Source organism: Mangrovimonas sp. YM274 (assembly GCF_030908385.1).
Taxonomy (GTDB): domain Bacteria; phylum Bacteroidota; class Bacteroidia; order Flavobacteriales; family Flavobacteriaceae; genus Mangrovimonas_A.
The window spans coordinates 3,008,643-3,027,412 of the sequence record NZ_CP133091.1 but is presented as its reverse complement, the minus strand read 5'-3'; the positions used below and the strand labels follow the sequence as shown (position 1 = coordinate 3,027,412).

Genomic DNA, 18,770 nt, shown 5'->3' with positions numbered 1-18,770 from the left:
CTAAAATTAATTAAACATGAAGATTCTAAAACGTTCCTTGTTTTATGCACTAATGTTGCTGTTAACTTTGAGTAATATTCAGTGTAAAAATGAAAAAAAGGAAGAATCAGAAACAACAATTCCAGTGAAAGAGAAATTAACAATTGATAAGGAAATATTTGGCACGATGCCAGATGGTCAAGAGGTAGAGAAATTCACCTTGAAGAACCATAACGGGGTAGAAATGCAGGTAATAACTTATGGTGGAAGGATTACTTCCCTGAAAGTACCTAATAAGCAAGGAGCGTTTGAGAATGTCATACTTGGGTTTGATAAGTTAGAGGATTACTTGACAGATAACCCATTCTTTGGTGCGTTGATCGGACGCTACGGAAATCGAATTGCCAAAGGAAAATTCACTTTGGAAGGAGAAGAATATACCTTGGCAACCAACGATGGACCAAACCACTTGCATGGTGGTGTGGATGGTTTCGATCGCGTAGTATGGAAAGCGGAGGCTATTGAAGGCGAAGAGGATTCAACATTGAGATTGAATTATTTGAGCAAGAATGGAGAAGAAGGTTATCCAGGAGATTTGAACGTGACCGTAACGTATGTGTTGACCAAAGATAATGAGTTGAAGGTTTCCTATAAAGCCACTACCAACAAAACTACGGTGGTGAATTTAACCCAGCACAGTTACTTTAACCTGTCGGGAGATTTTTCAAAATCTATTTTAGACCATGAAGTGATATTGGATGCCGATACATTTTTACCGGTAGATGCTACCTTGATTCCAACAGGAGAAATCAGAAAAGTGGAAGGAACACCTTTCGATTTCAGAACTGCGAAAACTGTAGGAAAAGATATTGAAGTAGATAATGAGCAATTGACTCTAGGAAAAGGTTACGATCATTGTTGGATATTGAACGGAGAAGCTGGAAGCTTAAGAAAAGTAGGTTCTGCTTTTGATGCTACTAGTGGACGTTTTATGGAAGTGTTTACCGATGAACCTGGAATGCAATTCTACACCGGGAACTTTTTGGATGGCACGTTGCCAATGCCAAATGGAGGTACTTATGGACATAGAACAGGATTTTGTTTAGAAACACAACATTACCCAGATTCTCCTAATCAACCTGAGTTTCCTTCTACGGTTTTGCAACCAAAAGAAACGTATACAACAACGACCATTTATAAATTTTCAACTAAATAAGAAGAACAGATGAAGACATTAGATACTTTAGATTGGATATTTATTGGGGTATATTTTCTGGTATTGGTAGGAATTGCTGTTTGGATCATCAGAAAAAAACAAAATAATACAGAAGACTATTTCCTTGCAGGAAGAAATGTGGGATGGTTTGTGGTTGGAGCGTCTATTTTTGCTTCCAACATCGGGTCAGAACACGTTGTAGGATTGGCAGGAGCTGGAGCAGGAAATAAATTACCAATGCTTATTTACGAGATTCAAGCCTGGGTGGTATTGATTCTCGGATGGGTATTCTTACCCTTTTATGCCAGAAGTGGTGTGTTTACCATGCCTGAGTTCTTGGAAAAACGTTTCGATTCTCGTTCACGTTGGATTTTGTCCATTTTCTCCATTGCAGCTTATGTGCTTACCAAAATTTCGGTAACCATTTACGCAGGAGGTGTGGTAGTATCAGCCTTATTGGGAATTGATTTCTGGACTGGAGCTTTGGCTACGGTAATCTTAACAGGTTTGTATACCGTTGTAGGAGGAATGCGTGCCGTAGTGTATACCGAAACCTTACAAGCCATTGTATTGGTGATTGGTGCAGCAGCATTAACCTTTATAGGTTTGGACCACGTAGGTGGTTGGGAGAGTATGGCTGAAACCGTATCTCCTGAGTACTTGAACATGTGGAGACCTGCTACAGATCCTGATTTTCCATGGCCAACATTGTTCATTACAAGTACCATTGTGGGGATTTGGTATTGGTGTACCGACCAATATATTGTTCAAAGAACCTTGACTGCTAAAAACATTAAGGAGGGTAGACGAGGAACTATTTTTGGAGCTTTGTTGAAATTACTTCCTGTATTCTTATTCTTGGTTCCAGGGATTATTGCCTTGGCATTAAAAATGAGAGGAGAATTACATTGGGACACTCCAGATCAGGCCTTCCCTGTATTGATGAGTAACTTGTTGCCTTCTGGTTTAAGAGGATTGGTAGCAGCGGGACTTTTGGCGGCCTTGATGAGTTCTTTGGCATCGGTGTTCAACTCTTGTTCTACCTTATTTACAGTGGATATCTATAAGAAATTAAGACCAAATACACCTGAAAAGAAATTGGTGCAAACTGGACAAATTGCAACGGTATTTATCGTAATTATCGGAATAATTTGGATTCCTATTATGGCCAATATTTCTGGAGTATTGTATGAATATTTACAAAGTGTACAGTCTTATATTGCGCCTCCAATTACAGCGGTATTCTTATTGGGGATCTTCTCAAAGAGAATCAACGGAACGGGCGCCTATGTTACCCTTGTTGTTGGATTGATAGTAGCAGCCATTAGAATTGTGTTGGAATTGGTAAAAGGTTCTATGGATCCAAATGGCGTATTGTTCTTCTTAGGTAATATGAATTTCTTGACCTTTGGTGCATGGTTCTTCTTATTCTGTGTATTTTTGATCATTACAGTAAGTTTCTTGACCAAAGCTCCTTCAGAAGAAAAAGTGGCAAACCTTACGTTCTCTACAATTTCTGAAGAAGAAAAAGCAAACAATAAAAATAGTTATAGCTGGGTGGATATTGCGATATCCATCTTAGTTGTTGTTATTGTTGTTGGAGTTATGATTTTCTTCAATGGAAAATAAAACATAAAGTGTAATACGAAAAAAGCGGGCCTTGACCCGCTTTTTTTATTTGTGATGTTGAGGTTTAAAACTTCATTACAAATCCACCATAAGGTTGTACGTCTACAGTTTTTACGGTAGCTGCGTTTACAGGTTCCAATACAAATTTATCATCTTCATCAGCAATCATGGTGCCGTTACCTTCACCAATAAAAGAAAGGTCCATTTCTAAAGTTTTGGCTTTGTCTTCTCCATTGATGCCTACTACATACCAATTCCCATTGTACTTTCTTGCTATTACGACATCTTTCCCTGGGAATCCGGATATAAATTTACTGCTGTCCCAATTTACTGGAATATCCTTTAAAAAGTCTACGATATAGTCGGGTTGCTTTTGCATGCCTTCAGGGATTTCTGCCATATGTTGCACCCCTGATGTAAACAGAATAGGCAATGCCAACTCAAAAGTGTTTGTGGTTTTTCTGTTGATGTTAGTAATAGAATCCAATACCATTGGAGTAAAGTCCATTGGATCAAACACATTTCTAGTAAATGGTAACATGGTACAGTGGTTAGGCTGTAAATCGGCGTTTCTTTGGTCAAAGGTTACAAATTCTTCTCCCATTATGGATTCCATGGTCATTAAATTAGGGTAGGTACGTTGCCATCCTCTTGGTAAGGTGCAACCATGGAAGTTCACCAAAAGCTTGTGTTGGGCGGCGTCTTTTAAGATATCGTGGTAATACGCAATCATAGATTGTCCATCGCCTCCAAAGAAATCAATTTTAACACCAGAAACTCCTAGATCCACTAACTTTTCAAATTCAGTGGTACGGCTCTCATGGGTAAGCAATTTGCTTTTAGGGGTGTACGGCGTCTCATTCCAATCTCCGGATGAATTGTACCAAACCAATATTTTAACGCCTTTAGAATTGGCATATTCGGCTAATTCTTTAATTTTTTCGTTCCCAATTTTTTGGTCCCAATTCACATCGATAAGGCAGTAAGGCCAGTTCATGGACGCGGAATAATCGATGAACTTTTTGGTAGTGTCGTAAGTGATAAAATCATCTTTCAACAAAACCCAACTCCAAGAGGCAAGTCCTCCTTTTATAAATGACGTGTCCATATCTATGGCCGGCTTGGCAAGGTCGGTTCCCAAGGTACTTTCGGTAACCGTAGCAAGATCGCCAATGGCAAGAATGCGCCAAGGTGTTTCCCAAGGTAATTTGGATTCTGGGTTAAGGGCACCGCCTGGGAAGAACTCTTCTTTTTGAGGAAATACCACTTGCGGCGACTTTTTATCGTCCTTATATTGTAAATGGGTACCACAATAATTAGGTTCCAAAGCAGTTTCTGAAATCAGCACCCAAGTGTCATTGCTGTTAAAAAGAGCAGGGTATACCCAACCTTCACCAATCTCCGATTTGGTGTTGATAGCTACATTTTGATAATAGTGTTCTTCGTAGGAAGGATTGGTGCTGCTCCAGCCAGTTTTTGCTTTTGACATTGGTTGCACCCAAGCTTTAGCCGTTTCAGGAAAGTTGTAGGTAGTCAGTTCTTCCGTGATTTTTTTAATGTCTTCAGAGGTGTTTGGGAACACATATTTAAAGGCAACCCCGTCATCTGAGAGATTAAAGACAATTTGCATAGGTTGTCCATTAGCGTTTTCAAGGTCAACGGTGTATTGGTTGGCCTCATAAGTCATATGCTTTTGCTTGCCGTGAAGCATGCTGTACTTGTCAGTAACGTTTTTTGCTTCAGAAATACCTTTTAAGGTCATGTTGTTGAAAAAGTTGGCATCTTCTCTTACAAGGCCCAAACTTGAAGAGTCAATCACCAATTCAGTTTTGTCAAACACAAGGTAGTAAGGTTGCTTGTTAGCATTTAGACCAACTTCAACAGATAAAGTGTTTGCGGGGTTGGATAATAGTTTTTGCGTTTCTTTTTTGGAACAAGAAACACTTATAACAGCGATTAGAAGTAGGGTTAATTTTTTCATTTTAAATGTTAATTAGACACTTTAAAAGTACTAAATATCTATGGTTTTGAATGTGCATTCTGGTTAGGAAAGGGTGTATATTTTGCAACTGTCTGTGACAGAGAAGTTTTGTTAAAAATAAACGGTCGTCAATTTCAAAAAGTCATCGGATTTTGGTAATTTAACTGTCTATTAATTAATTATTTAATCCGTAAAAAGACTATGAGACATTTTAAAAAATTAATGGTATTCCTATTTGTAGGAAACCTTGCTTTGACGCTGTCCGCACAATCGAGTAAAGACCAAAAGATTATTGAGGAAGCCGATAAGGCTGTGGCAACCTTATTGGAAGTAAATCCAGGGCTACGTGAGTATTTCGATAAATCTGCTGGTTGTGTAGTCTTTCCCAATGTAGGGAAGGGCGGGCTTATTATTGGAGGAGCTTCTGGAAATGGCGTGTTGTATGAATATGGTCATAAAAAGGGAATGGCTAGTGTTAAGGAGATAAGTGTAGGCGCCCAAATTGGGGGGCAAGCCTTGATAGAGGTAATCTTTTTTGAAACCAAGGAAGAGGTCGATAAATTCAAGGAAAGTAAATTTGAATTTGACGCAGGGATTTCAGCAACAGCTCTAACAGAAGGTAAAAGTTTGGATATGAAATACAAGGACGGTGTGGCCGTATTTACACATACTAAGGGAGGTTTGATGGCCGAAGTGTCTGTGGGAGGTCAAAAATTTAAATATAAATCATTCTAAAAAAGATGTGTTCAAGACGTTATAAAGGGCCTTTTAAAAGGTCTTTTTTTGTGTGTCATTTTGGGCAAGTTAATTGGAATATTGCTAGCTTCTTCAAAACTCTTTTGTACATTAGTTGCTTGTAAAGTTTTGCCATGTTAAAAAGAGAAAATGACGTTTTTCAGCTCCTTTTTGAATCTGTTTCGGAAGGAGTTGTTGTTGTAAATCAAAATCATACTATCATTGCGACCAACTCTTCTGCCGAGAATATGTTTGGCTATGAGCATGATGAGCTCTTGCAGCAGCCGTTGTCTATTCTTCTTCCTAAAGACCATCAACATGGTCATGAAAAAAAAGTAAGCATGTTCATTTCCGAGGATCGATCCCGTCAAATGGGAAAGGGCATGGATTTGTTTGCCCTTAAAAAGGATGGCAATTTGTTTCCTGTAGAAATAGGTTTGAACATTGTAGAACTTCATGGTCAAAAGATTGTAATGGCCATCATTAGTGATATTTCCGTTAGAAAGCAGCATGAAAAGGAAATTTTGGATTTGAATGCAGAATTGGAACAGAAGGTAGCTAAAAGAACGGAGGCGTTGAGTGAATCGGTAGAAGAACTCAAAGTGTTGAACTTGGAGTTGAGGATGGAAAACGAGAAGCGACTGGAGGCTGAAAAGAAGGTTAAAAAGGCCCTTAAAAAGGAAAAGGAGCTCAACGATTTAAAGACAAAATTTTTGTCCTTGGTGTCTCACGAGTTTAAAACACCTCTCAGCGGTATTTTAACCTCTACCATGCTTTTAGGAAAATATAAATTGACAGAGCATCAAGAGAAGCGCGATAAGCAAATAGGGAATATCACCAATAAGGTACATTACCTTAATAACATACTTACAGACTTCCTTTCCATAGAAAAATTGGAAACCGGTAACATAAGCTACCAAGTAAGCACCTTTAAGTTGAGTAAAGTGGTTAATGAAGTCATTTACGATGCCAATATGCTTTTAAAGGAAGGCCAAAATATTATCTACCCAGAAGATATTGACGACATTAGTTTGACTCAAGATGAGAAAATTGTTGAATTGGGACTTTCTAATTTGGTGCGCAACGCGATTAAATATTCCCCAGAAAACTCTACTATTAAAATTGTAATTAAGCAGAAGAAGGACAATACTATCTTTAAAGTGATTGATGAAGGGGTGGGAATCCCTAAAAAAGATCAGAAAAATATATTTAAACGCTATTTTAGGGCTGAAAACGTGCTGTTGGTAGAAGGTACCGGAATAGGCTTGAATATTGTAAAAAGTCACTTGAAAAATTTAGGGGGGAATCTTACCTTTGACAGCAAAGAAAATCAAGGGACCACCTTTGTAATGTCCATCCCAAATAAAATAAAATATGAAGAAAATACTGTTGATTGAAGATGATACCATGCTTAGGGAAAATACCGCCGAATTATTAGAACTCTCTGGGTATTCGGTGAACACGGCACCTAATGGTAAACATGCAATTGAACACATAAAGGACGACCTTCCAAACATTGTAATTTGTGATATTATGATGCCTGAACTGGATGGATATGGCGTCTTGGAGGCTTTATCTAAAGATGAAGACACTAAGTATATTCCGTTCATATTTTTATCTGCCAAAACTGAACGTAAAGACGTACGGAAGGGAATGGAATTGGGGGCCGATGATTACATCCCTAAACCTTTTCAAGAAGATGAACTTATTAATGCCATTGAGAGCAGGTTGGCAAAATCCGAAATTTTAAAGGACCAGCGTGCGTCGCAAGAAATGCCTGTTCCAGAAGCCAATGCGGACGAGTTGGAAACCTTGAACGATTTAAAAAACTTTTTTGATGACAATGGCGATGTTATTTGTTTTCAAAAAGGGGATACGATATATGAAGAAGGTCAAAATTCAAACTTCATTTATTTAATTACAAAGGGTTCGGTAAAAAGCCATAAGTTGGATGAACTGGGTAAAGATCTAACAACGTCACTTTATAATGAAGACGACCTGTTTGGTTATGCCTCCTTTTCTCAAGACAGACCCTATCAAGAAACGGCGACAGCCATAGTTGATACAGAGGTGGCTTGCATTTCCAAGAAGACCCTGAAGGATTTGTTGGATAATAACCATAAAATTGCGTTGGAATTAATGCAACTTCTTACCAACGATATTTTAGGTATTAAGGATCAATTGTTGCAAATGGCCTACAGTTCTGTCAATAAAAAAACAGCTTCTACGATTATAAAATTTGCAGAAAAACTTAACCACGATACCAATAAGGCCATAACAATTTCTAGAAGTGATTTGGCCAGTGTGGCTGGCATTGCTCCCGAAACTTTAATTAGAACCCTTTCCAATTTCAAGAAACAGGGTATTATTGAAATTAAAGGAAAAAACATACGAATTTTAGATTTGGAAAGGTTGCAAGATATGCACTAACAAGGGGTTAATAGGAGGGTATGATTTAAATCATATTTTTAAAAACACTTTCAAATTACTTTTGTGTAAGAAAGTGTGAACAATGAAAAATATACTATTACCAACAGATTTTTCAGAAAACTCATTAAACTCCATTAGATACGCCATCAAGTTTTATGAAGGGGTGTCCTGTGAGTTTTTTTTGCTGCATGTAAATGTGTTGAGAAATGGTATGGCAAATCTGTCGGCAACAGAGCTTGTTACCCTTCAGGATGAAACCTATAGACGATTAGAGCAGCTGCGCTCAAATATAGAAAAGGAGCTTCCAAAAGGGCATCATTTTACATTTCACACGGTAGTTGATCATAATTTTTTTGTTGAATCTGTTAGAAGTCAGGTTAAAAAGCTGAAAATAGATGCCATTGTTATTGGGACTAAAGGAGCCAATACTTTTGAAAATTCAGGAATTGGAACTCGAACCCACGAAATTATTACAAAGGTAAAATGTAATGCGCTGGTGGTACCGCAGCAAGCCAAGTTTCATGATTGCAAGGAAATTATATTTCCTACAGATTTTTCCATGATCTATAATGATGATACGTTGCAATCTATTGGAGCTATCCTGAAACGTTTCAATACCAATTTCAGAGTGCTGCATGTATGCAAAAAGGGCAGCGAGTTGTTTCCTGATCAGGTTAAAAACAAAAAGTACCTAGAGGCATTTTTAAGCTATTTCCATCATAGTTTCAATTTCTTTAATGATAAAAAGCTAGAAGCTGCTATCCAGTCTTTTGTTGAGGATCAAGGTGTGGATTTAATTGCGATGGTAGCTAAAAACCTAAATTATATGCAACGCTTGTTGTTTCAGCCAAGTGTTAAAAAACTTACCTATTTAACCAATATTCCATTTTTGGTACTTCACGAACATAGACCGTCTAAATAGCTATTGAGCTCTATGGTTCTGTAAGGAAGCCAAATATTGCACTGATAAATATCATATGCTAAGGATGGTGTACCTTTTATTTTTGGCGAAAATTGAACTAAAATGAATTGTAATCTTGTCAATAAATATAATGTTCCAGGGCCTCGATATACCAGTTATCCTACGGTGCCCTTTTGGAATGCCGACACTTTTTCTTTAGAACAGTGGAAGGCGTCCTTAAAAGCATCGTTTGCTGAAAGTAAGGAGGAAGGGATTAGCCTTTATGTTCATTTACCATATTGCGAAAGCCTGTGCACTTTTTGTGGTTGTAATAAACGTATTACCAAGCGCCATGAAGTTGAAAAGCCCTATATAGAGTATGTGTTGCGGGAATGGGAGTTGTATTGCGAGTTATTGCCGGAAAGACCAAGTATTAAGGAACTGCATTTAGGAGGGGGGACACCTACATTCTTTTCACCAGAGCATCTGCGAAGCTTAATACAAGGGATATTGGAAAGTGCCGATTTGGCTCCTGGTTATGAGTTTAGTTTTGAAGGACATCCAAACAATACTACCAAGGCTCATTTACAAACCTTATTCGATTTGGGGTTTAGAAGAGTAAGTTTTGGGGTTCAGGATTATAACGAGAAGGTACAAAAGGCCATTCATAGAGTACAACCTTTTGAAAATGTAAAACGAGTAACAGAAGCCGCCAGGGCCATTGGGTATACCTCTATTGGCCATGATTTAATTTTTGGGTTGCCTTTTCAGGAGATGGAGCATATTCAAACAACCATAGAAAATACAAAGGCATTAAAACCAGATCGTATTGCATTTTACGGTTATGCTCATACGCCTTGGATTAAAGGGAATGGTCAAAGAGGATTTAATGAACAGGATTTGCCGTCCGCCGAAAGTAGACGTCAGCAATATGAAAACGGAAAGGCGCTTTTGGAGCAAGTAGGTTATAAAGAGATTGGAATGGACCATTTTGCCTTGCCTACAGATTCCATGTACACAGCTATGAAAACAGAACAGTTGCATAGAAACTTTATGGGATACACAGCTTCCAAAACCCAAATGATGATTGGCTTGGGCGTGTCTGCTATTGGAGATAGCTGGTACGCCTTTGCTCAAAACGCCAAAGACATAGAAAGCTACAAGCAATTAATTGACGAAGGATTGATTCCTGTGTTTAGGGGACATATCTTAAATGAGGAAGATTTAATTATTAGAAAACATATTTTGGGATTGATGTGCCAGTTTAAAACATCTTGGGAAAACAAAGAGGAGTGTTTTGATGCATTACCGCAAGTGGTTTTGCAATTGAAAGAGATGGAAGAGGATGATCTTATTGAAATTGGAGAAAATAATATCAAGATTACCGAAAAGGGAGTGCCCTTTGTAAGGAATGTGTGCATGGCGTTTGATGTTAAACTTCAACAGAAAAGCTCGGGTAAACCCATCTTTTCCATGACCATTTAAATTGAAAATCGCCTAAGGGCGATTTTTTTTGTAAAAGCCTTTTTAATTCACGAGAATTTCTCATTTTTGCCATCCTTTGTAGTAAAAATTTTACATATGATAAATGTCATGTTGTCAGTCGTTTATGTCGGTGTATGATGAATGTCATATTTTAATTCTTACGTCCGTTGCATCTTTGTACCATAATAATAAACAAAACGGTTATGAAAACGCTTAAAAAAATGAACATCGCACTTAGTGTTTTGGCGTTACTGTTCATTTCATCTACAGCTTCTTTTGCACAACAGTTCAAGTTGAACAATCAAAGCTCTACTTTGGTAGTAAAAGGAACTTCAAGCTTGCACGATTGGGAAGAAACTGCGGAAAATCAAAAAGGAAGTTTGGACATTACAACAACAGGTGGCCTTACAATTAATAATCTTAAAATAGAAATTGAAGCCGAAAGCTTGAAGAGCGGAAAGTCTGCAATGGACAAAAACTCCTATAAAGCTTTAAAAACGAACAAGTACAAGTACATCACTTTTGAACTTTTAAATACTAAAAGTGTTCAAGATCTAGGAAATGGAACATACAAAGTAGCTGCTGAAGGAAACTTAACCATTTCAGGAACCACCAAGAAGGTAGGATTGGATTTTGAGCTTGCATTAAAAGGCAATCAAGCTACATTAAAAGGAAGTAAGAATATTAAAATGACCGACTTTAATGTAGAGCCTCCAACGGCATTGTTTGGAACAGTGACCACTGGAGATGCGCTTACCATAGAATTTAATACCATCATGATAAACTAAATTAAAAACAACAAAATCTAACGCAAAAAAAACTTAAGACATGAAATCAATTTTTAGAAATTCAGTACTGGCAGTCATGTTAATCGGAGGACTTAACAGTTATGCCCAAAAAAATCATAGAAGTTTAGACAATTACAGAGAGCCAGATAAAAACGGTGTTAATGTATTTGAATCTCCAAAAGATACCATTTCAACTTTTGATGGTATTCGAGTAAGAGTAGGTGGATCATTCGCTTTACAATTCCAAGCATTAGATCATGAAAACTCAGGAGCCGTGGCTTTGGACGAATTAGGAAGTAACTTTAACCTAGCTACCGCAAACTTAGATTTGGACGTGGCACTAGCAGATGGGGTACGTATGCACTTAAGAACTTACTTGAGTTCTAGACACCACCCAGAACCATATGTAAAAGGAGGGTACTTCCAAATTGACAAATTAGACTTCATCAAAGAAGGACTTTTGGAAGACCTAATGAAACACACTACTATTAGAATTGGGCACATGGAAAACAACTATGGTGATGCTCACTTTAGAAGAAGTGATAACGCGCAAGCTATCTACAACCCATTTGTTGGAAACTTGATCATGGACGCTTTCACTACAGAAGTAGGTGCAGAACTTTACTATAGAAACAGTGGTTTCATTGGAATGGTTGGCTTCTCTAACGGTAAATTGAACCAATCTACAGTTAAAAATGACGCTAATGGAGCTTCTTTCTTGGCAAAATTAGGATATGACAAACAAGTTACTGATGATTTGAGATTACGTTTAACAGGGTCTCTTTACAACACAGGTAGCGTTGCAAGTTCTTACCTATACAGTGCAGACCGTACGGGAGCAAGATACTACCACGTAATGCAGGAAGAAGGTGCTGATGACAACTTCAGATCTGGACGTTACAATCCAAACTTTGGTAACAAAGTAACTGCTTACATGATTAACCCATTCGTAAAATATAGAGGATTGGAGTTTTTTGGAACTGTTGAGGTTGCAAACGGTAGACGTAATTCTGAAGCTGAAAGAAGAAGCGCTAACCAATACGCTGGAGAGTTAATCTACAGATTTGGTCGCAACGAGAACTTCTACGTAGGTGGACGTTACAACATGGTAGATGCAGAAGACAGAAGTGGAGATGATGTTGAAATTTCAAGATTCAACTTGGCAGCTGGTTGGTTCATGACAAACAACATTCTTGTAAAAGCGGAATATGTTAACCAAACATATGACGGTTATGCAACAGATAGCATCTTACACGATGGTCAATTCGATGGACTAATGATGGAAGCCGTAATTAGCTTCTAAATTATAAAAGAGCTGCTTAATATGTTGTATTAAGTTAGTGTTGATTGATGGATAAGGCCTCATTTAAATACTAAATGGGGCCTTTGTTTTTAATCAATTTGAAAGTAGCAACAATCTTTTTAATTAAATTAAGCTGTTAGCCCATATAGGGTTTTGGATTGGAAAATTATCCTTAAATTCGTATTTAACTATTTTTATTACAGTGATTTAAGTGGATTTGTGTTTGTCTCTGTTTATTTTAGGACGGCTTTCATAAGGATAGGAGTAATAAGAAGAGTTTATGTAAATTCGCACCCCAATTACCGAAACGGCTTCAAGCAATTAGTGATAAAAGATGTTGGTAAACAACAGGAATCTTTTTTGATGCAGATCAAAGGGATTTCAATTCTTAAAATAAACAGGAATCTCGACCAAAGGGGTTCTGTAATTACAAACTAAAAGTAAACAACCATGAATAAAGGGCTTTACATTGCAACCTTAGAGACCAATAGTGGTAAGTCAATTGTGTCCTTAGGACTTATGCAGGCGCTTTTAGGGAAAACACCTAAAGTAGCTTATTTCAGACCAATTATAAGTAATCAGGAAGAAGGTGTTAAGGATAATCATATTGATACAATTCTTACCTATTTTAATTTAGACATACCTTATGAAGATGCCTATGCCTTGACACGCCAAGAGATCATTCAGAATAGAAATGCAGGGAAAATTGGAGAGTCTCTGGATATTATTATCAAGAAGTATAAAGCACTGGAAGACCAATATGATTTTGTATTGGTAGAAGGTACCGATTTTGTTGGTGAAGGCAGTGTATTTGAGTTTGATTGGAATGTCAATATAGCAAAAAACCTGGGGCTACCTACAGTGATTGTGAGTAGTGGTGTAGGAAAAACGTTGGATAAGTTTATAGGAAGCTTGGAAATGGCTTACCAAACCTTTAAAAGTCAAGATGTGGAAATTTTGGCTTTGATAGCCAATAAAATTCAATCTAAAAATGCCACTTTGCTGGAGAAGTCCATCAACGCATTTATTCCGGAAGAAGTTGAGGTTATTACCATTCCCTTAGTAGATACTTTGGCATTCCCTACTTTAACGGAAATTACGGATGCTTTAGAAGGACAGGTTTTATTTGGAGAAGAGCACATGGGAAACCAATCGGGAAGCTTTGCCGTAGGTGCCATGCAACTTCGGAATTTCCTGACACATATAAAGGAAGGAAGTTTGTTGATTATGCCTGGTGATCGTGCCGATTTGATTTTAGGCTCTTTGCAAGCGCATTTATCAAGTAATTATCCAAATATTTCTGGAATTATCCTAACTGGAGGTTTGATGCCAGAAGAACCTATTTTACAATTGATCGATGGACTTTCAAATGTAGTGCCCATTGTGTCGGTAAACAAAGGGACCTTTGAGGTTACCCAAAGAATAGGAGGTATCAAGTCTAATATTTATGCAGAGAGTAAAGAGAAAATCCTTACCTCGATAGCTACCTTTCAAAAATATGTGTCTATGGAAGACATATTTGAGAAATTAACCGCTTTTGAGACCAAGGTGATGACGCCTAGAATGTTTCAGTATAAATTAATTCAAAAGGCTAGAAAAGAGAAAAAGCGCATCGTACTGCCGGAAGCTACAGACGCACGTATCCTAACGGCGGCCGCAAGACTTTCATTGCTGGATTTGGTAGATTTAGTACTCTTAGGAAATAAAAAGGAAATCAAAACCAAAATAGATGAGTTAGGTTTGAATATGGACCGTTCCAAAGTCCAGATTATTGAACCTGCAAAATATGAGAAGTTTGAGGATTATGTGGAAACCTTTTACGAATTGCGTAAACATAAAAATGTAAACATGGACATGGCCAGGGACTTGATGAACGATTTGTCCTATTTTGGTACCATGATGATTTACAAAGGCGATGCCGATGGTATGGTGTCTGGAGCTATCCATACTACGCAGCATACTATTCGTCCCGCACTTCAGTTTATTAAAACCAAACCGGGGTGTTCCATTGTGTCCTCTATTTTCTTTATGTGTTTGGATGATAGGGTATCTATTTTTGGCGATTGCGCCATCAATCCAAATCCTAATGCCGAACAATTGGCTGAGATTGCTATTTCTTCAGCTAGAAGTAGTGAGGCCTTCGGTATTGAACCGAAAGTAGCGATGTTGTCCTATTCTTCTGGTTCCTCAGGTAAAGGAGAAGACGTTGAGGTGGTAAGGGCAGCTACTCAAATTGTAAAACAACAGTGCCCAGATTTAAAAGTGGAAGGTCCTATTCAATATGATGCAGCCGTTGATCCTGTAGTAGGAAAAAACAAAATGCCGGATTCTGAAGTGGCAGGACAAGCTACGGTGTTAATATTCCCAGATTTAAATACGGGTAACAACACCTATAAGGCCGTTCAGCGAGAAACCGGTGCATTGGCCATTGGACCAATGTTGCAAGGGCTCAATAAACCCGTAAACGATTTAAGTAGAGGTTGTACCATTGATGATGTGTTCAACACTGTAGTATTAACCGCTATACAGGCACAGGGCCTATAACCTTTATAATTTTTGTATGAAAACACTTGTAATAAATTCAGGAAGTTCTTCTATTAAATTCCAATTGATTGAAATGCCTTCAGAAACTGTCGTTGCCTCTGGATTGGTGGAACGTATTGGTTTGGATGTAGGGGCAATTGTTTATAAAAAGGGCAGTGAAGGGATTACTTTAAACATTCCAGTAGCAGACCATGCCTTTGGTTTGTCTGAAGTTGCTAAATTACTGATGGACCCCAAAAAGGGAGTCATTGCAAACGTAGATGAAATTGATGTTGTAGGACATCGTATTGTGCATGGCGGTAAGGATTTCTCGGATACCATAGAGATTGATGAGAAGGTGAAACATAAAATAAAAAGTTTGTTTTCCTTGGCACCTTTGCATAATCCTCCAAACTATGAAGGTGTATTGGTGGCAGAGCGTATTTTTCCAAATGCGAAACAGGTTGCCGTATTCGATACCGCTTTTCATCAATCACTTCCTCAAAAAGTATATAAATATGCTATTGAAAATAAGTATTTGGATCAGGGAATTCGGGTGTATGGATTCCATGGGATTTCTCACAAATTTGTTTCCGAAGAGGCTGTTGCATTCTTGAAAAATCCAAGCGCTAAAATTATCACAATCCACTTGGGGAATGGCTGTAGTATGACGGCTGTACATGAAGGTAAAAGTTTGGATCACACTTTGGGGTTTGGCCCTAACGAAGGTTTAATTATGGGAACCCGAAGTGGTGCAATTGATCAAACCGTTATCTTTTATCTTATGAATAAGTATGGATATTCCAAAGAGGAAATGTCTGATATTTTATCCAAAAAGAGTGGTATGTTGGGCTTGACTGGATTTAGCGATTTACGGGAAATAGAAGCCGAGGCTGGTAATGGCAATAAGGATTGTTTGCTGGCATTAGAGATGAATGCCTACCGCATTAAAAAGTTTATTGGCGCTTACGCAGCGGCTATGAACGGTTTGGATGCCATTGTGTTTACGGCAGGGATTGGCGAGAACAGTGATGTGCTAAGAGGCTTAGTGTGTGAGGATATGGACTTTTTAGGAATTCAATTGAATACTGAACTAAACGCTATAAGGTCTAAAGATGCAAGGGACATAAGCACTGAAACTTCTAGGGTGAAAGTATTGGTTATTCCTACTAATGAAGAGTTGGAGATTGCCAAACAGAGTTATGAGCTAGTCACTAAATAGTATAAAAAAACCTCCCAATCGGAAGGTTTTTTTATTGTTATTCGGTTTTGAAATTGTTTAAACCATTTTCTAGCCAAGTGTGATATTCTTCAGCATTGGGAGTGTAACCAACAGGCGTATTCAAGTTGGCTTCATCATGGCCCATTAAAACATAGAAAGGCTGTGTATTGGTTTTGTATTTAATGGTTTGGAATTCGCTCCACTTTTGACCAATATACTTTAACTGTTTTCCTGGTTTCAATTGCGATTCCATCACTTCACCCTCAGGAAGCGGACGTTTGTCATCTACATATAATGAAATCAATACCACATCGTTTTTCAAAATGTTTAGGATGTTATCTTTCACCCAAACATTTTGTTCCATTTTACGGCAATTTACGCAGGCCCATCCCGTAAAGTCCAGCATTACAGGTTTGCCAACTTCTTTGGCATACGCCAAGCCTTTGTCATAATCATTAAAGGCTAAAATTTGGTGAGGGGCTAATAAATGAGCACCGTCAGGAAGGTCTTCATGACTTGCAGAAGCAGCTCCACCGCCACCTTTTGAATTTCCTACACCATACGGTGACTCACTATAATCTAATGGAGGAGGAAAAGCACTGATTAAATTTAAAGGCGCTCCCCATAGTCCAGGAATCATATAAATAGTAAACGATAATACTAAAAGTCCTAAACTTAATCGGCCTACAGAAATGTGTGATAAAGGTGAATCGTGTGGTAATTGGATTTTTCCGAATAGGTAAAAAGCCAAGGCACCAAAAATCGCAATCCAAATAGCGATAAATACTTCTCGTTCTAATAGGTGTGTTTGTAGTACCAAGTCGGCATTGGATAAGAATTTGAAGGCAAGAGCTAATTCTAAAAATCCAAGAACAACTTTAACTGTATTTAGCCATCCTCCAGATTTAGGTAATGAGTTTAACCATCCTGGAAATGCTGCAAACAAGGCAAATGGTAATGCTATGGCTAAAGAGAATCCTAACATTCCAACAATTGGACCTACTTGACTGCCTCCAGCTGCCGCTTGTACTAATAAGGTTCCAACAATTGGCCCTGTACAAGAGAACGATACGATAGCTAATGCCAAAGCCATAAAAAAGATACCAATCATGCCACCTCTATCGGCTTGGGAATCTACTTTGTTGGCCCAGGAGTTAGGTAGTAATATTTCGAAAGCACCCAAAAAGGAAGCTGCAAAAACTAGTAATAGGACAAAGAATATGAGGTTAAACCATACATTTGTGGATAGGGCATTCAAGGCATCAGCCCCAAATATTAAACTTACCAAAATCCCTAAAAGCACATAGATAACAATGATTGAAACACCGTAAATAATAGCATTTCTGATACCTGCAGCTTTACTTTTACTTTGTTTGGTAAAGAAACTTACGGTCATAGGAATCATAGGGAAAACACATGGTGTTAGCAAGGCGGCAAATCCAGAAAGGAAGGCTACAAAGAAAATTCCCAAAAGGCCTTTTTCGTCTTCGGTAGATGATGGTTCGCTAATTTCAGCAGCGTTGTCTTTTGATGCAGCTATACTTTGTGATAAATCGAAATTTAAATCTACATATGTTGGTGCCGTACATTGAGTATTGTTACAAGCCATAAACTCCACTTCTGCGGAGATATGTTTTAGGGATTTGTCCAAAACTTTGATGCGCTGTCTAAACTCGGTAGTAGTTTCAAAGAATTTGATTTCCATATTGAAAACAGGGTCGTTTACCGTATGGCCTTCGGCTTCTGTTGTTGTGCCAACAACTTGATAATTGGCGTCTTCATTATAAATGAATGCGGTAGCAATTGGACCGTTGTCAGGTACTTTTTGTGAATACAGGTGCCACCCATTATCTATAGTTGCTTTGGATACCAGGTTGTACTCGTCGTTGGATACTCTTTCAACAGCAGTACTCCATTTAACAGGTTCAATAATATTAGAATTTACTGCAGCATTCTCCTCATTGGAGTTAAAGATGGATGCGCTTTCAGTAGCAGCGGCAGTACTTTTTGAAAGGTCGAAAGCCAAATCAATAAAGTTTGGAGGTAAGCAGCGTTGGTCATCGCAAACCATAAATTCCACTTCTCCTTTTACCAAGGACAACTCGGAATTCAATACCTTGATGCGTTGTCTAAACTCAGCATGATCTTCAAAAAACTTAATCTCCATTTGGAAGACAGGGTCGTCTACGGTGTGCCCTTCTTCTTCCAAAGTTTCATTGATAAGTTCAAAATTTGTTGTTTTGTTGTAAGAAAATGTTGTTGGAATGGGGCCGTTGTCCGGAACGTTTTGGGAGTAAAGGTGCCATCCTTTGTCGATGGTAGCTTTGGAGACTAAATAATACTCAGTTTCGGAAATTTTTTCAACAGCAGTCGACCATTTTACGGGCTCAAGTACTTGTGCATTGGTAGCGGTAATGGACAGTACAAGAATAAATAAGCTTGCTAAAAATTTGTTCATTAGGTAACATAATTTTAAAAAATCTGCAAAAGAAAACGGTTTCTACAGATATTTATAGGGTTGTCGGCAAATTTAAAAGAAGTTATCTTATAAATCCATAAAGGACTCTTAAAATTAGCT

Annotated in this window: 13 protein-coding genes; 11 read left to right on the top strand and 2 right to left on the bottom strand. The window is 38.0% G+C overall.

Features of this window, described 5'->3' with window-relative positions; genetic code table 11:
* Window positions 1–16 precede the first annotated feature (16 nt).
* On the top strand, window positions 17–1,195 hold the full coding sequence (locus RBH95_RS13175) for an aldose epimerase family protein (protein ID WP_307900038.1): 1,179 nt from the start codon (window positions 17–19) through the stop codon (window positions 1,193–1,195).
* 9 nt (window positions 1,196–1,204) lie between these two features.
* The gene (locus RBH95_RS13170) at window positions 1,205–2,824 is read left to right on the top strand and encodes a sodium:solute symporter (protein WP_307900037.1); all 1,620 of its coding nucleotides are present in this window, start codon (window positions 1,205–1,207) and stop codon (window positions 2,822–2,824) included.
* A 64-nt stretch (window positions 2,825–2,888) separates the two neighbouring features.
* Here RBH95_RS13170 and RBH95_RS13165 read toward each other — a convergent pair whose 3' ends face one another.
* On the bottom strand, window positions 2,889–4,805 hold the full coding sequence (locus RBH95_RS13165; protein WP_307900036.1) for a glycoside hydrolase family 97 protein: 1,917 nt from the start codon (window positions 4,803–4,805) through the stop codon (window positions 2,889–2,891).
* 201 nt (window positions 4,806–5,006) lie between these two features.
* Here RBH95_RS13165 and RBH95_RS13160 point away from each other — a divergent pair, with 201 nt between their 5' ends.
* The 9 genes from RBH95_RS13160 to RBH95_RS13120 all read left to right on the top strand — a co-directional run bounded on the left by RBH95_RS13160 (window position 5,007) and on the right by RBH95_RS13120 (window position 16,192).
* Window positions 5,007–5,540: a lipid-binding SYLF domain-containing protein gene (locus RBH95_RS13160; RefSeq protein ID WP_307900035.1), complete on the top strand. Its 534-nt coding sequence runs from the start codon at window positions 5,007–5,009 to the stop codon at window positions 5,538–5,540.
* A 134-nt stretch (window positions 5,541–5,674) separates the two neighbouring features.
* Window positions 5,675–6,937 carry a PAS domain-containing sensor histidine kinase gene (locus RBH95_RS13155; RefSeq protein WP_307900034.1) on the top strand — a complete coding sequence of 421 codons (1,263 nt, stop codon included), beginning with the start codon at window positions 5,675–5,677 and terminating at the stop codon, window positions 6,935–6,937.
* Window positions 6,915–7,970, top strand: coding sequence for a response regulator (locus RBH95_RS13150; RefSeq protein ID WP_307900033.1), 1,056 nt, complete (start codon window positions 6,915–6,917; stop codon window positions 7,968–7,970). The genes RBH95_RS13155 and RBH95_RS13150 overlap by 23 nt, the downstream gene beginning before the upstream one ends.
* Window positions 7,971–8,052: 82 nt before the next feature.
* On the top strand, window positions 8,053–8,892 hold the full coding sequence (locus RBH95_RS13145) for a universal stress protein (protein ID WP_307900032.1): 840 nt from the start codon (window positions 8,053–8,055) through the stop codon (window positions 8,890–8,892).
* A 102-nt stretch (window positions 8,893–8,994) separates the two neighbouring features.
* Window positions 8,995–10,356 carry an oxygen-independent coproporphyrinogen III oxidase gene (gene hemN / locus RBH95_RS13140; RefSeq protein WP_307900031.1) on the top strand — a complete coding sequence of 454 codons (1,362 nt, stop codon included), beginning with the start codon at window positions 8,995–8,997 and terminating at the stop codon, window positions 10,354–10,356.
* Between the two features lie 203 nt (window positions 10,357–10,559).
* Window positions 10,560–11,144, top strand: a complete 585-nt coding sequence (locus RBH95_RS13135; RefSeq protein WP_307900030.1) for a YceI family protein — start codon at window positions 10,560–10,562, stop codon at window positions 11,142–11,144.
* A gap of 40 nt (window positions 11,145–11,184) precedes the next feature.
* Entirely contained in the window at window positions 11,185–12,447 is a 1,263-nt protein-coding gene (locus RBH95_RS13130; protein ID WP_307900029.1) for a hypothetical protein, read from the top strand.
* Window positions 12,448–12,897: 450 nt separating this feature from the next.
* Window positions 12,898–14,991 carry a phosphate acetyltransferase gene (gene pta / locus RBH95_RS13125; RefSeq protein ID WP_307900028.1) on the top strand — a complete coding sequence of 698 codons (2,094 nt, stop codon included), beginning with the start codon at window positions 12,898–12,900 and terminating at the stop codon, window positions 14,989–14,991.
* A 16-nt stretch (window positions 14,992–15,007) separates the two neighbouring features.
* On the top strand, window positions 15,008–16,192 hold the full coding sequence (locus RBH95_RS13120) for an acetate/propionate family kinase (RefSeq protein WP_307900027.1): 1,185 nt from the start codon (window positions 15,008–15,010) through the stop codon (window positions 16,190–16,192).
* A gap of 37 nt (window positions 16,193–16,229) precedes the next feature.
* On the opposite strand, the gene RBH95_RS13115 is transcribed toward RBH95_RS13120, so the two are convergent.
* Window positions 16,230–18,650 (bottom strand): protein-disulfide reductase DsbD domain-containing protein, encoded by a 2,421-nt coding sequence (locus RBH95_RS13115; RefSeq protein ID WP_307900026.1) that lies wholly within the window; start codon window positions 18,648–18,650, stop codon window positions 16,230–16,232.
* Between the last annotated feature and the right edge of the window lie 120 nt (window positions 18,651–18,770).